The organism is Pseudomonas sp. CGJS7 (assembly GCF_036961695.1).
Genome location: NZ_JBAMDI010000070.1, coordinates 21088 through 34974, shown reverse-complemented (window position 1 = coordinate 34974; position 13887 = coordinate 21088). Strand labels below are relative to the sequence as shown.

General features: G+C 59.0%; 11 protein-coding genes and 1 tRNA gene. 9 read left to right on the top strand and 3 right to left on the bottom strand.

Annotated elements, in window-relative coordinates:
* Positions 1–73: 73 nt before the first annotated feature.
* Positions 74–160: transfer RNA gene (locus V7787_RS32135), tRNA-Leu, on the bottom strand.
* A 272-nt stretch (positions 161–432) separates the two neighbouring features.
* Here V7787_RS32135 and rnr point away from each other — a divergent pair.
* From rnr to dnaB, 7 genes are all read left to right on the top strand, one after another.
* The gene (gene rnr, locus V7787_RS32130) at positions 433–3006 is read left to right on the top strand and encodes a ribonuclease R (protein WP_064492370.1); all 2574 of its coding nucleotides are present in this window, start codon (positions 433–435) and stop codon (positions 3004–3006) included.
* Entirely contained in the window at positions 3003–3749 is a 747-nt protein-coding gene (rlmB, locus tag V7787_RS32125) for a 23S rRNA (guanosine(2251)-2'-O)-methyltransferase RlmB (RefSeq protein WP_003249554.1), read from the top strand. Before rnr ends, rlmB begins: the two co-directional genes overlap by 4 nt.
* A gap of 289 nt (positions 3750–4038) precedes the next feature.
* A complete protein-coding gene (rpsF, locus tag V7787_RS32120) occupies positions 4039–4464 on the top strand; it encodes a 30S ribosomal protein S6 (RefSeq protein ID WP_003249557.1) in 426 nt (141 codons plus the stop codon).
* A gap of 28 nt (positions 4465–4492) precedes the next feature.
* Positions 4493–4723 carry a 30S ribosomal protein S18 gene (rpsR, locus tag V7787_RS32115; protein WP_003249563.1) on the top strand — a complete coding sequence of 77 codons (231 nt, stop codon included), beginning with the start codon at positions 4493–4495 and terminating at the stop codon, positions 4721–4723.
* A 33-nt stretch (positions 4724–4756) separates the two neighbouring features.
* Positions 4757–5620, top strand: coding sequence for a hypothetical protein (locus tag V7787_RS32110; protein ID WP_064492369.1), 864 nt, complete (start codon positions 4757–4759; stop codon positions 5618–5620).
* A 20-nt stretch (positions 5621–5640) separates the two neighbouring features.
* Positions 5641–6087 (top strand): 50S ribosomal protein L9, encoded by a 447-nt coding sequence (gene rplI, locus V7787_RS32105; RefSeq protein WP_003249568.1) that lies wholly within the window; start codon positions 5641–5643, stop codon positions 6085–6087.
* 113 nt (positions 6088–6200) lie between these two features.
* Positions 6201–7598: a replicative DNA helicase gene (gene dnaB, locus V7787_RS32100; RefSeq protein ID WP_003249571.1), complete on the top strand. Its 1398-nt coding sequence runs from the start codon at positions 6201–6203 to the stop codon at positions 7596–7598.
* Positions 7599–7622: 24 nt separating this feature from the next.
* On the opposite strand, the gene V7787_RS32095 is transcribed toward dnaB, so the two are convergent.
* Positions 7623–9278: an ATP-binding cassette domain-containing protein gene (locus V7787_RS32095; protein ID WP_104886987.1), complete on the bottom strand. Its 1656-nt coding sequence runs from the start codon at positions 9276–9278 to the stop codon at positions 7623–7625.
* 1 nt (position 9279) lies between these two features.
* Positions 9280–10434, bottom strand: a complete 1155-nt coding sequence (locus V7787_RS32090) for a YcaO-like family protein (RefSeq protein WP_081273240.1) — start codon at positions 10432–10434, stop codon at positions 9280–9282.
* 627 nt (positions 10435–11061) lie between these two features.
* Between V7787_RS32090 and V7787_RS32085 the strand changes: the two genes are divergently transcribed.
* Together V7787_RS32085 and V7787_RS32080 are read left to right on the top strand one after the other, a co-directional pair.
* Entirely contained in the window at positions 11062–11277 is a 216-nt protein-coding gene (locus V7787_RS32085) for a DUF3077 domain-containing protein (RefSeq protein ID WP_019438726.1), read from the top strand.
* A gap of 284 nt (positions 11278–11561) precedes the next feature.
* A complete protein-coding gene (locus V7787_RS32080; protein WP_014592586.1) occupies positions 11562–13862 on the top strand; it encodes a YgiQ family radical SAM protein in 2301 nt (766 codons plus the stop codon).
* Positions 13863–13887: the final 25 nt, after the last annotated feature.

Here is a 13887-nt window from a genome sequence, read left to right as displayed (position 1 = left end):
CTGCAGAAGGCGACTATCGTTCGCTTTCACACAGTAGTAACAGATCCTTGGTCATCTGTTACTTGAAAATATTTGGTGCCCAGGAGAAGACTCGAACTTCCACGACCTTGCGGTCACTGATACCTGAAACCAGCGCGTCTACCAATTCCGCCACCTGGGCACACATTCGAGGTTACTTGATGCTTTACAGCGTCGTTCATCTCTACTACAACTTCGGGGTTGTCCGTCGTTGTGGTGCGCACTATACGGACGCTCCCCAAGGCTGTAAAGCCCCCAATCGAAAAAAAATTCAAAAAATTCAACTTGTTGATTCCACAAGCCTATTTCTGCTGTTTATGCACTGCAGCGGGGGCTGTCCAAGGCAGACATTTCCGGTTTCAATACGCCTATGCCAGAATTCCTATCTATATACCCCAAGGTGAACCCCTTCTGATGGCCGATTGGCAATCCCTCGATCCCGAGGCCGCTCGCGAAGCGGAAAAATACGACAACCCCATTCCCAGCCGTGAGCTGATCCTGCAGCGTCTCGCCGACCGAGGCGAACCTGCTGCCCGCGAGGAGCTGGCAAAAGAGTTCGGTCTGTATGAAGAAGACCAGATCGAAGCCCTGCGCCGCCGCCTGCGTGCCATGGAGCGCGATGGCCAGCTTATCTATACCCGGCGCGGCACTTATGCCCCGGTAGACAAGCTGGACCTGATCTGTGGTCGCGTCTCCGGCCACCGCGACGGCTTCGGCTTCCTTATTCCCGATGACGGCAGCGAAGACCTGTTCCTCAGCCCGTCGCAGATGCGCCTGGTGTTCGACGGCGACCGCGGCTTGGCCCGCGTCTCCGGTGTCGACCGCCGTGGCCGCCGTGAAGGCGTGCTGGTCGAAGTCATCTCCCGTGCCCACGAAAGCGTGGTCGGCCGCTATTTCGAAGAAGGCGGCATCGGCTACGTGACCCCGGACAACCCGAAGATCCAGCAGGAAGTGCTGGTGACCGCCGGGCGCAACGGCGGTGCCAAGATCGGCCAGTTCGTCGAGATCAAGATCACCCACTGGCCAACGCCACGCTTCCAGCCGCAAGGCGATGTGGTCGAAGTCATCGGCAACTACATGGCGCCGGGCATGGAAATCGACGTTGCCCTGCGCAGCTACGACATTCCGCACGTCTGGCCCAATGATGTGGTCAAGGAAGCACGCAAGTTCCGCTCCGAAGTCGAGGAGAAGGACAAAGAGAAGCGTGTCGACCTGCGCCATCTGCCGTTCGTCACCATCGACGGTGAAGACGCCCGCGACTTCGACGATGCCGTTTATTGCGAACCGTTGGGCAAGCTGCGTCTGTTCTCCGGTGGCTGGCGTCTGTACGTGGCCATCGCTGACGTCTCCAGCTACGTGCGTCTGGGCTCTGCCCTGGATGTCGAAGCCCAGCAGCGCGGTAACTCGGTGTACTTCCCCGAGCGCGTGGTGCCGATGCTCCCCGAAGAGCTGTCCAACGGCCTGTGCTCGCTGAACCCGCATGTCGACCGGTTGGCCATGGTCTGTGAAATGACCATGAACAAAGCCGGCCAGATGGTCGACTATCAGTTCTACGAAGGCGTGATCCACTCCCATGCCCGCCTAACCTACAACAAGGTCAGCAGCATGCTCGAGCACTCGCGTACCCGTGAGGGCAAGGCGCTGCGCGAAGAGTACAGGGAGGTCGTGCCGGACCTGAAGAACCTGTACAACCTGTACAAGGTGCTGGTGGAGGCGCGCCACACCCGGGGTGCCATCGACTTCGAGACCCAGGAAACCCGCATCATCTTCGGCGAGGAGCGCAAGATCGCCGAAATCCGCCCGACCGTGCGCAACGACGCCCACAAGCTGATCGAGGAATGCATGCTGGCGGCCAACGTGGCCACCGCCGAGTTCCTGCAGAAGCACGGCGTACCGGCCCTGTACCGCGTGCACGATGGCCCGCCGCCGGAGCGCCTGGAAAAACTGCGCGCCTTCCTCGGCGAGCTGGGCCTGAGCCTGCACAAGGGCAAGGACCCGTCGCCGAAGGACTACCAGGCCCTGCTGGCGAGCATCGCCGGTCGCCCGGACTTCCACCTGATCCAGACGGTGATGCTGCGCTCGCTGAGCCAGGCCGTGTACAGCACCGAGAACAACGGCCACTTCGGCCTGAACTACGAGGCGTACACCCACTTCACCTCGCCGATCCGTCGTTACCCGGACCTGCTGGTGCATCGCGCCATCCGCAGCATCATCCGCTCCAAGGTCGATACTCCGCACGTCAAGCGTGCCGGCGCCATGAGCATTCCCAAGGCGCGTATCTACCCGTACGACGAAAACACCCTGGAGCAACTCGGCGAGCAGTGCTCGATGACCGAGCGCCGGGCCGACGAAGCCACCCGTGACGTGGTCAACTGGCTCAAGTGCGAGTTCATGAAAGACCGCGTGGGCGAGACCTTCCCGGGTGTGATCACGGCGGTGACCGGTTTCGGCCTGTTCGTCGAGCTGACCGATATCTATGTAGAGGGCCTGGTGCACGTCAGTGCGTTGCCAGGTGACTACTACCACTTCGACCCGGTACACCATCGCCTGGCTGGCGAGCGCACCGGTCGCAGCTTCCGCTTGGGCGACACCATCGAAGTCAAGGTCATGCGTGTTGATCTGGATGAGCGCAAGATCGACTTCGAAGTGTCGGAAAAGACCCTCGCCGCACCGATCGGCCGCAAGCAGCGTGGCGCCGCGCCAGTTGCCGAAAAAGCCGAGCAGCAGCCGGCAACCGAAGCGAAAGCCACGCCCAAGCCGCGCAGCCGCAAGAGCGAAGCGTCCGAAGCGTACTTCCCCAAGGATGCTGTGCAGCGAAACGCTGAAGTGCGTAAAAGCCGCGAGATGAAAAAAGCGCTGATGACCGACGCGCGCAGCAGTGCTGGCAGCAAATCGGAGAAAGGTGGCAAGCCGTCCGGCAAACCGACCAAGCACCGTAAAGGCCCGCCGAAGTCCGGCGCACCACGCAAAAACAAGAGCAATTCATGAGTCAGCTGGAAAAGATCTACGGCGTACACGCCGTGCAGGCATTGCTGCAGCACCATCCAAAGCGGGTCAAGCAGATCTGGCTGTCGGAAGGGCGCAGCGAGCCACGCCTCGAAACCTTGCTGGCGCTGGCCGCGGAAAACCGCGTGCCGGTCGGCCAGGCCGAGCGCCGTGAGATGGATGCCTGGGTCGAAGGCGTGCACCAAGGCGTTGTAGCCGAGGTCAGTCCGAGCCAGGTGTGGGGCGAGCTGATGCTCGAAGAGCTGCTTGAGCGCACAGAAACGCCGCCACTGATCCTGGTGCTGGACGGCGTGACCGACCCGCACAACCTCGGCGCTTGTCTGCGTACCGCGGATGCGGCCGGTGCCACGGCAGTGATCGTGCCCAAGGACAAGTCCGCAACGTTGACGCCGGTTGTGCGAAAGGTGGCTTGTGGTGCGGCCGAAGTCATTCCGCTGGTGGCTGTGACCAACCTGGCGCGTACGCTTGAGAAGTTGCAGCAGCGTGGCCTGTGGGTAGTGGGTACTGCTGGCGAGGCCGAGCAGGAGATCTACCAGCAGGACCTGACCGGGCCACTGGTGATGATCATGGGGGCGGAAGGCAAGGGCATGCGTCGGCTCACCCGTGAGCATTGCGACTTCCTGGTGAAGTTGCCGATGGCGGGTAGCGTCAGCAGCCTTAACGTGTCGGTGGCGACCGGGGTTTGCCTGTTCGAAGCCGTGCGTCAGCGCCAGGCCAAGCGCTGATTCTCAGCCTGTTCCGGCCCATTCGCGGGTAAACCCGCTCCTACAGGGTGATTGCGTTCCCCTGTAGGAGCGGGTTCACCCGCGAAAGGGCCCGCAGCATGTAAATATGTTTCAGGCTGTTCAAATATTCACCAATCACCTTGCTTGTGCGCCCCGGCTTCTCTACAATTGCGCCCCTTGCCGAGCTGGCAGGCGCTCATGTGCCTCCCCTCCGTGCAAGACATACAGTGTCATTCACTCCTTGTCTGACCAGATTCACTGGCAGACTACTAACCCGTAAGGAGCATTCATGCGTCATTACGAAATCATCTTCCTGGTTCACCCGGACCAGAGCGAACAAGTCGGCGGCATGGTTGAGCGTTACACCAAGCTGATCGAAGAAGATGGTGGCAAAATCCACCGCCTGGAAGACTGGGGCCGTCGTCAACTGGCCTACGCAATCAACAATGTTCACAAGGCTCACTACGTGATGCTGAACGTTGAGTGCACCGGCAAGGCCCTGGCCGAGCTGGAAGACAACTTCCGCTACAACGATGCCGTTATCCGTAACCTGGTCATCCGTCGCGACGAAGCCGTTACCGGCCAGTCCGAGATGCTGAAGGCTGAAGAGAACCGCAGCGAGCGCCGTGAGCGTCGCGAGCGTCCTGAGCATGCTGACTCCGCCGAAGGCGACGACAGCAATGACAGCGACTCCAGCGATAACGCTGACGAGTAATCCACGGACCTTTAGAGGAGCCTATTAAATGGCACGTTTCTTCCGTCGTCGTAAATTCTGCCGCTTCACTGCTGAAGACGTGAAAGAGATCGACTTCAAAGATCTCAACACCCTGAAAGCTTACGTATCCGAAACCGGCAAGATCGTTCCAAGCCGTATCACCGGTACCAAAGCTCGTTATCAGCGTCAGCTGGCTACCGCTATCAAGCGCGCCCGCTTCCTGGCCCTGCTGCCCTACACCGACAGCCACGGCCGCTGAGACCGGGTCGTCGACAAGCAGTAAGGGATTAGCATGCGAGCGTTAGCAAGTTTCATCATGCGCGGTCGTGTGCAGGCCACCCTGGTGGTGGTCATCAGCGCGGTACTGCCGCTGCTGTTCTGGTTGAGTGCCGCTGCCGGCAGCCTTGTGCTGCTGCGGCGTGGGTTCAAGGATGCTACATCGGTCATCGCCGGCGGCTTGCTGGCCGGGCTGGCCGTGTGGGTCATGGGCGATCCCATCACCTTTCTGGTGATTGCGGGTGCCTTGGCCCTGGCCGCCATGTTGCGTGCCGAGCATCCCTGGAGCCGGGTGTTGCTCGCCAGTGCCGTGTTCGCCGTGGCTTTCAGCCTCGTGCTTGATCTGGCGCTGGCGCAAACCTTCGATGTGCTGGCCAAGGCGTTTGCCGAAGCCATGCCGAAAATCGAAGGGCAACCGGTGCTCTCCGGTGAGCTGATCCGCCCTGTGCTGGTCGCTTCCACAGCAGTGACGGTGCAATTGTTCAGTGTGCTGGCGTTGATGCTGGCGCGCTATTGGCAGGCAGCGTTGTACAACCCTGGAGGCTTCGGTCGCGAGTTTCGCGAACTGAAGTTGCCGAAACAGACCATGGCGGTCTTGGTGGCAGTGATGGTGGTGGCGCCGTTTATCGGCCCGCAGTTCATCATCCTGGCATCGGCTTCCAGCCTGGTACTGGTGCTGGCCGGCATCGCCTTGATGCACGGGCTGCTGGCACAGGGCCGACTGGCCGGTTTCTGGCTGGTGGGGATGTACGTGACGCTACCGCTGATCATGCAGCTGATTTATCCGTTGCTGATGGTTTTGGCCATTGTCGACAGCCTGATTGATTTTCGCGGTCGCAAGTCCCCTCCGGGGAAAGACTCCGCGAACGGTGAAGGTTAAAAGTTAAGAGGTTTTACCAAATGGAACTGATCCTGCTGGAAAAAGTCGCTAACCTGGGCAACCTGGGCGACAAAGTAAAAGTTAAGGCTGGTTACGGCCGTAACTTCCTGCTGCCATTCGGCAAGGCCACCGTTGCCAACGCCGCCAACCTGGCTGCGTTCGAAGAGCGTCGTGCCGAGCTGGAAAAAGCAGCCGCTGACAAGAAAGCTTCGGCTGAAAGCCGCGCTGCCCAACTGGCCGAGCTGGAAGTGACCATCACTGCCACCGCTGGCGACGAAGGCAAGCTGTTCGGTTCGATCGGCACCCACGACATCGCTGACGCCCTGACCGCCTCCGGCGTTGAAGTGGCCAAGGCTGAAGTTCGTCTGCCGAACGGCACCATCCGTCAGGTTGGCGAATACGACGTAGCCGTGCACCTGCACAGCGACGTTGAAGCCACCGTACGCGTGGTCGTCGTAGCTGCCTAAGCTGCGCTAACTGGCTGGCTCCTTGCGAGTCAGGCGGTTAACATCGGGCACGGTCCTGTTTTCGACAGGCCGTGCCCTTTGTCTTTTTCATCCTCCAGAATTCTTTCGTGGCCATGAACGAGATCACCACCTCCGAACAGCTTGACCTGCAAACCGCAGCCCTGAAGGTACCGCCGCATTCCATCGAGGCCGAACAGGCCGTGCTCGGTGGCCTGATGCTGGACAACAATGCCTGGGAGCGGGTGCTGGACCAGGTGTCGGACGGCGATTTCTACCGGCATGACCACCGGCTGATCTTCCGCGCTGTGCACAAGTTGGCCGACGCCAACCAGCCATTCGACGTGGTGACCCTGCACGAGCAGTTGGACAAGGAAGGCCTGTCCTCGCAGATCGGCGGTTTGGCTTACCTGGCCGAGCTGGCCAAGAACACCCCTTCGGTGGCCAACATCAAGGCCTACGCCGCGATCATTCGCGAGCGGGCCACGTTGCGCCAGCTGATCAGCATCAGTACCGACATCGCCGACAACGCGTTCAACCCGCAGGGGCGCAACGCTGCCGAGATTCTCGACGATGCCGAGCGGCAGATCTTCCAGATTGCCGAGGCGCGGCCAAAAACCGGCGGCCCGGTGGGCGTCAACGAACTGTTGACCATGGCCATCGATCGCATCGATACGCTGTTCAACTCCGACAGCGACATCACCGGTATTTCCACCGGGTACACCGATCTCGACGAAAAGACCAGCGGCCTGCAGGCGGCGGACTTGATCATCGTCGCCGGCCGTCCGTCGATGGGTAAGACCACCTTCGCCATGAACCTGGTGGAAAACGCCGTACTGCGGACCGACAAGGCGGTGCTGGTGTTCTCCCTCGAGATGCCAGGGGAGTCGCTGATCATGCGTATGCTTTCGTCTCTGGGTCGTATCGACCAGACCAAGGTCCGTTCCGGTCAGCTGGATGACGACGACTGGCCGCGCCTGACCTCGGCAGTGAACCTGCTCAACGACCGAAAATTGTTCATCGACGATACGGCGGGTATCAGCCCCTCGGAAATGCGCGCGCGTACCCGCCGCCTGGCCCGTGAGCATGGTGAAATCGCCATGATCATGGTCGACTACCTGCAGCTGATGCAGATTCCGGGGTCGGCCGGTGACAACCGTACCAACGAAATTTCCGAGATTTCCCGCTCGCTCAAGGCCCTGGCCAAGGAATTCAACTGCCCGGTCATTGCCCTTTCGCAGCTGAACCGCTCGCTGGAACAGCGCCCGAACAAACGCCCGGTGAACTCCGACTTGCGTGAATCCGGTGCAATCGAGCAGGACGCCGACGTGATCATGTTCGTGTACCGCGACGAGGTGTACCACCCCGAGACCGAGCACAAGGGCGTGGCGGAAATCATCATCGGCAAACAGCGTAACGGCCCCATCGGCTTCGTGCGTTTGGCGTTTATCGGCAAGTACACCCGGTTCGAGAACTTGGCGCCGGGGATGTACAACTTTGATGATGATGAATAACCCATTGAGCTAGCAAGGCCGCTCCTACAAGGTTTGTGGTGCGCCTGCTAGCTCTGAAATCTGAGCGATGTTCGTTTGCCCTTGGCTGATGATCCGCCCCTCGCTCAGGGTGATCACCCGGTCAAACCGCGACAGTGCGCTCTGATCATGCGTCACGCAAATCAGCCCTCGCCCTTTAAGTGCTTCGAACAACAGGTCCCAGGTACGCTCTGCCGACGCGGCATCGAGCCCGGCTGTGGGTTCGTCAAAGAAATTGAATTCCCCAGGCTGATTAAGAAGGCGTAGCAGCGTCAGCCTGCGTGCTTCGCCGCCCGATATCGATTCTGCGCGTGCATCCAGATCAAGTTCGTACCAGTCTTTGCTCAGGCCCAACCGTTCAAGCCATCGTTCGATTTGAGCGCGATCATGAGCTTGCTCGAACAGCACCGCGCGGGGCAGGGGGCCGGGTATGAAATGCGCATCCTGAGGGCAGAGTCGTAATCGACTGAATTGTTCACTAGCGTCGAGCGACGCCAGGCACCTGCCGTGCAGCTGCACATTCTTGCGCAACGGGAATATCGTTCCCGCCAGCGTATGCAGAAGTGTCGATTTACCACATCCGCTGGGCCCGATCAGTGCGACCCGTTCTCCTTTGTGCAGTACCAAGGGTTCTTCGATGTGAAGTTGTACAGTATCTCGAGCGCTCAACTGGCACGGGGCGATGCTTAGGCCAGCGTCCTTGTCTTGGGACTTCGCCTCAGTAGTGCATGCTGGGCCGAACGAGGGGAGCTGGAGCCAGTGTTCGAGTTTGCGTTTGTCTAGCCGAAACTGGTCTAGCAATCGCCAGGCCTCAGCAAGTTGCGCAACCCCTGCCAGCAATCCGCTCACCAAGGTGAAGAGAGCAACCAGCTCGCCCAGGCTCAATTGCGGTGTTGCCAGAGCCTGATCATGGATACCCCACATGAGCAAACCGCCACTGCCCAGGCCTATGAACAGGGTGCGCAGGCTCTGAATCCAACCCCCACTGTGAGCTACCTGCACTGCTGAGTCGGCATAGTGCGAAAGTGTCTGGTTGACCGGGAGCATTGCGGCATCCTCGGCCTTTTCCAGTTTGACCGTTGCCGCGCTGGCGAAGGTATCGACCCATTGTTCCGCCAGTTCATCCTCGCGCGCGTTCACTGCCTCGATATGTGGCCGGCGCCAGCGCACCAGGCGATCGTTGGCCCACAGGTAGGCCAGGCTCAAAGGGATGAGGCCGATCAATACCGAAGTAGCCCCCAGGTAAGCGAAGAGCGTTATCAGCACTGCAGCTTCGGCTAGCACCGGCCATGCCGAGCCAATCAGAAAGCCTAACCACCGCTCCTGTGCGGTAATGCCCCTATCCAGTACTTTTACCAGTGTTCCGCCATGGAGTTGTCCATAGGCCTCGAAGCGCTTGTCCAGCAATTCGCGGCACCAGCGGATGGAAAGTTGCTTCACGCGTTCCTGGCAAAGCCGCGCCAGGCACCAGGCTTGTAGAGGGGTCATTGAGGCTTGTAATGCGACAAGGCATATGAAGGCTCCTAGCAGAAGCTGGGAAGACGCGGCTGAGGTGGCCAGGTTGTCAATGATGTCGGCCAAGACTAGAGCAGGTACGACGGTCGCGATTTTCAGGAGCAGTGTCGCGCCGAGGGCGGCGAGAATTCCTCTATAGATTTGCATGTCATTGCCTTATGCCTTTGAGTGCACTCTGTGGCGCGACTGGAATACCTGATCTGATCAGGTGGAAGCGTTCAAGTCCGGGTATGAACACCTGAACAACCGTAGCGAGATTCGGGTGCTCATAAAGTGTGCGATAGAATGCGACCTTATTATGTTTTTCCAAGTTGATCAGTGTTCGCTTGACTTGCCCGCGCACGCTGAGATCGGTATGCGGAGGGTGAAAAGCGGGTACGGCATATGTGGGGCATGGGTGTATAAGTGCTGAAAGGCGGGTTGAATGAGTAAGCATTTTTTCAGCAGAGAGATCTTCTTGTTTTTCTGTGGCCCCAGAAAGCTGCTCGCACTGAATCTGTTCCGTTACGGCGCGGTACATTGCAATGGAGGGGTTGATGGAGCTGCCGGAGCCAATGCTGCTGAGTGAGCCTTCTTTTTTACTACGAGAAACAGCAATGCAAAATGGAACTTCGTAGAAGTCGTGCGTCAAGTATATTTCTAGTTTTTTGGCTCGGCGGAGAAGCTCGGTATCATGGGCAAATGTTTCTTCCAGAAAAGAACTCGAAGGTTGGTAAAGTTTGGGTGGGGAAGTCAGGCCACAAAGTGATAGGTAGTACATAGAAAGTGCGTGACGTTCGATAGTTTCATTGATGGCGTGGAGCAGAGCCTCGTTCTCCGTGCAGCCAAGTGCTGTACCAGAGTTAGTCGAATATTTGGAAAGAAAGCCCGCTGCAGTTTTTTCGATTTCATCAATGTTTCTGGAGGAAGGTGCTATCAATATCGCGGGAATGGCTATTTCGTCGTAGCTGTTCAATGCCTGAAGACTGAAATAAGGTATTCGGCAATCCGGGGGAATGGATTTTAGGAGCCAATCGTCAAATGGGGCTATCGATTGCAAAATTTGGTCGCTTTCGATGAGTGGTGGAGTGCTCTTGTCGACGAAGTAATGCTCTAGGCTCTCGGCAAGGGCTCCTAGTTCGCAATGTTCCCCTTTTCCTGCCCCGCAAGAAACTTCTTTGTAGGCGCTGTCGTATAAGTGGCATGTGGCGACCAGGCTACTCTTTTTTGATAGTGCTGTTTTCGATTGAAGCCCTAAGTGATGATGCAGCCTTGTCAGCCGGTTGTAGGCCTCTTCTATGTTCAGCTCGCGTTCGGTGATCATGTTCTGCTCCTTGGTAGAGCCAGAAGGGGCTAAGCCCCTTCTGGTTTGTCACTTACAGAAGGTTGAGAAATTCAACCTCGGACTCGGTGAATGTGTAGTTCATCACGCGTGGGATCTGCAGAGTGTGGACTTCAGAACGACGACGTCCCATGGCTAATGCTCCTATAGAGTTGGTTTGAGTGCGCCTTTCAGCGCGTCACTGTTGTAGCACTTGTTTTTTTTGGGGTTCAAGATCTTCTCGGGATTTGTTGAGGAAAGTTAATGTAGGATTTTTTACTAAGACTAGAAGGTTGATTCCTACAATTCTTAATAGATAAAGAAAAAAGCACCAATAATTAGCTGGTTAGCACTTTCTCAGGGTTGGATAGGCTAAACATTCAGTAAAAATCTGAAGGAATTGCGATCGCTCAGCAGGGGGCGCGATCGCCATCGGTCTAAGCAGGCTCAGGTTTTCCTGTGAGTAATCGCCTTGCCCCGATCCACCCCACGATCCCCCTTTTCTTGAAGACAACCCGATGCAGGGGCAGGGGCCTGCTGTAAGGCTTCGTTGATTGCCTGGGCTGGCCCTTTCGCGGGTGAACCCGCTCCTACAGGTTCACCATAGGCTTCAAGAGTTGCACCGTACCTGTGGGAGCGGGTTTACCCCACCCGTTGTTCCGCATCGAGCCCGGGATCCAGTGTAGAGACGCCCGCGAGCAGTCTTCGGAGTTGATGGGCTATGTGCGCGAACTGACCATCACCGGGTTGATGGATGAGAAGCCGATGATGATCTGGGCTGCCCATTACCTGAGTGCGATGGCCAAGGCGCTGATGGATGATGCTGAGCTGTGGATGAGGCAGTGAGGGGTTGGCTTCAGGTTGCATGAAGGCCGCCAGGAGTTCGCCGCAACAGTTTCAGCGCCTATGAGATCGAGCGCCGCCCGCGCGGCGCTTGATCTCACAGGCGCTGCAAGGATTCTGTCGAACACCTGGCAACCCCACTACACCCCTCAACCCAACCACCTGCCACGTCCATCCCCCAACCGTCGCCCCGCCCACCAATCCCCACGAATCCAGTCGGATTTGGTCAAAATTTGTGCTATATTCCGCGCCCGCGATTTCCCTGCACACCAGAACCGGTCACTGACATGCAAGCAGCCAAACCACTCTACGACTATCCCAAGTACTGGGCCGAATGCTTCGGGCCAGCACCTTTCCTGCCAATGAGCAGGGAGGAGATGGATCTGCTCGGCTGGGATTCCTGCGACATCATCATCGTGACCGGTGATGCCTACGTCGACCATCCGTCGTTCGGCATGGCCATCATTGGCCGTCTGCTGGAGGCCCAGGGCTTCCGCGTGGGCATCATCGCCCAGCCGAACTGGCAGTCAAAAGACGACTTCATGAAGCTCGGCGAACCGAACCTGTTCTTCGGCGTGGCCGCCGGTAACATGGACTCGATGATCAACCGCTACACCGCGGACAAGAAGATCCGTTCCGACGATGCCTACACCCCGGGTGGTCTGGCCGGCAGCCGTCCGGACCGTGCCAGCCTGGTGTACAGCCAGCGCTGCAAGGAGGCCTACAAGCATGTGCCGATCGTGCTCGGCGGCATCGAGGCTTCGCTGCGCCGCATCGCCCACTACGACTACTGGCAGGACAAGGTTCGTCACTCGATCCTGATCGACGCCAGCGCCGACATCCTGCTGTTCGGCAACGCCGAGCGTGCGGTGGTCGAGGTGGCCCAGCGCCTGTCCAACGGTGAGAAGATCGAGACCATCACCGACGTACGCGGCACCGCCTTCGTGCGCCGCGATACCCCGCAGGGCTGGTACGAGATCGACTCCACCCGTATCGACCGCCCGGGGCGCGTCGACAAGATCATCAACCCGTACGTGAACACCCAGGACACCCAGGCCTGCGCCATCGAGCAGGCCAAGGGCGACCAGGAAGACCCGAACGAAGCCAAGGTGGTGCAAATTCTCGACAGCCCGGCCGTGACCCGGGAAAAGTCGGTGATCCGCCTGCCATCGTTCGAAAAGGTGCGTAACGACCCGGTGCTCTATGCCCATGCCAACCGCGTGCTGCACCTGGAGACCAACCCGGGCAACGCCCGCGCGCTGGTGCAGAAGCATGGTGAAGTGGATGTGTGGTTCAACCCGCCACCCATCCCCATGAGCACCGAGGAAATGGACTACGTGTTCGGCATGCCTTACGCCCGTGTGCCGCACCCGGCCTATGGCAAGGAGCGCATCCCGGCCTACGAGATGATCCGTTTCTCGGTGAACATCATGCGTGGCTGCTTCGGTGGCTGTACCTTCTGCTCGATCACCGAGCACGAAGGCCGCATCATCCAGAACCGCTCGCACGAGTCGATCCTGCACGAAATCGAAGAGATGCGTGACAAGGTGCCGGGCTTCACCGGCGTGGTCTCGGACCTTGGCGGGCCGACTGCCAACATGTACCGCATCGCCTGCAAAAGCCCCGAGATCGAGAAGCACTGCCGCAAACCGTCGTGCGTGTTCCCGGGCATCTGCGAAAACCTCAATACCGACCACAGCTCGTTGATCGAGCTGTACCGCAAGGCCCGTGCCTTGCCGGGTGTGAAAAAGATCCTGATTGCTTCCGGCCTGCGCTACGACCTGGCAGTGGAATCGCCGGAGTACGTCAAGGAACTGGTCACCCACCACGTTGGCGGCTACCTGAAGATTGCCCCGGAGCACACCGAGCGTGGCCCGCTGGACAAGATGATGAAGCCGGGTATCGGCACCTACGACCGCTTCAAGCGCATGTTCGAGAAGTTCTCGAAAGAAGCGGGTAAGGAGCAGTACCTGATCCCGTACTTCATTGCCGCGCACCCCGGTACCACCGACGAAGACATGATGAACCTGGCCCTGTGGCTGAAGGGCAACGGCTTCCGCGCCGACCAGGTACAGGCGTTCTACCCGTCGCCAATGGCCTCGGCCACGGCCATGTACCACTCAGGCAAGAACCCGCTGCGCAAGGTGACCTACAAGAGCGAAGGGGTGGAGATCGTCAAGAGCGACGAGCAACGCCGTCTGCACAAGGCGTTCTTGCGCTATCACGACCCGAAGGGCTGGCCGATGCTGCGTGAAGCGCTGCAGCGAATGGGCCGCGCCGACCTGATCGGGCCGGGCAAGCACCAACTGATCCCGCTGCACCAGCCGCAGACCGATACTTATCAGAGCGCGCGCCGGAAGAACTCGACCCCTGCAGGTAGCCACAAGGTGGGCAAGGATCAGAAGATCCTCACCCAGCACACCGGCCTGCCGCCGCGTGGCAGTGATGGCAGCAAGCCGTGGGACAAGCGCGAGAAGGCCAAGGCCGAAGCGTTTGCGCGTAACCAGCAGGCGGCCAAGGAGCGCAAAGAGGCGAGCAAGGGCGGCAAGGGCAACAAGAAGCCGCGTCAGCCTGTCATTCCCCGCTGATCTTGAAGGCTACATAGAGCCCTGT

Excerpts from the sequence above, each read along its gene's own strand:
- rpsR (WP_003249563.1), top strand. The coding sequence starts at position 4,493 with ATGGCACGTTTCTTCCGTCGTCGTAAATTCTGCCGCTTCACTGCTGAA.
- V7787_RS32090 (WP_081273240.1), bottom strand. The coding sequence starts at position 10,434 with ATGATCACCGAACGCGAGCTGAACATAGAAGAGGCCTACAACCGGCTG.
- rnr (WP_064492370.1), top strand. The coding sequence starts at position 433 with ATGGCCGATTGGCAATCCCTCGATCCCGAGGCCGCTCGCGAAGCGGAA.
- dnaB (WP_003249571.1), top strand. The coding sequence starts at position 6,201 with ATGAACGAGATCACCACCTCCGAACAGCTTGACCTGCAAACCGCAGCC.
- rlmB (WP_003249554.1), top strand. The coding sequence starts at position 3,003 with ATGAGTCAGCTGGAAAAGATCTACGGCGTACACGCCGTGCAGGCATTG.
- V7787_RS32080 (WP_014592586.1), top strand. The coding sequence starts at position 11,562 with ATGCAAGCAGCCAAACCACTCTACGACTATCCCAAGTACTGGGCCGAA.
- rplI (WP_003249568.1), top strand. The coding sequence starts at position 5,641 with ATGGAACTGATCCTGCTGGAAAAAGTCGCTAACCTGGGCAACCTGGGC.
- rpsF (WP_003249557.1), top strand. The coding sequence starts at position 4,039 with ATGCGTCATTACGAAATCATCTTCCTGGTTCACCCGGACCAGAGCGAA.
- V7787_RS32110 (WP_064492369.1), top strand. The coding sequence starts at position 4,757 with ATGCGAGCGTTAGCAAGTTTCATCATGCGCGGTCGTGTGCAGGCCACC.
- V7787_RS32095 (WP_104886987.1), bottom strand. The coding sequence starts at position 9,278 with ATGCAAATCTATAGAGGAATTCTCGCCGCCCTCGGCGCGACACTGCTC.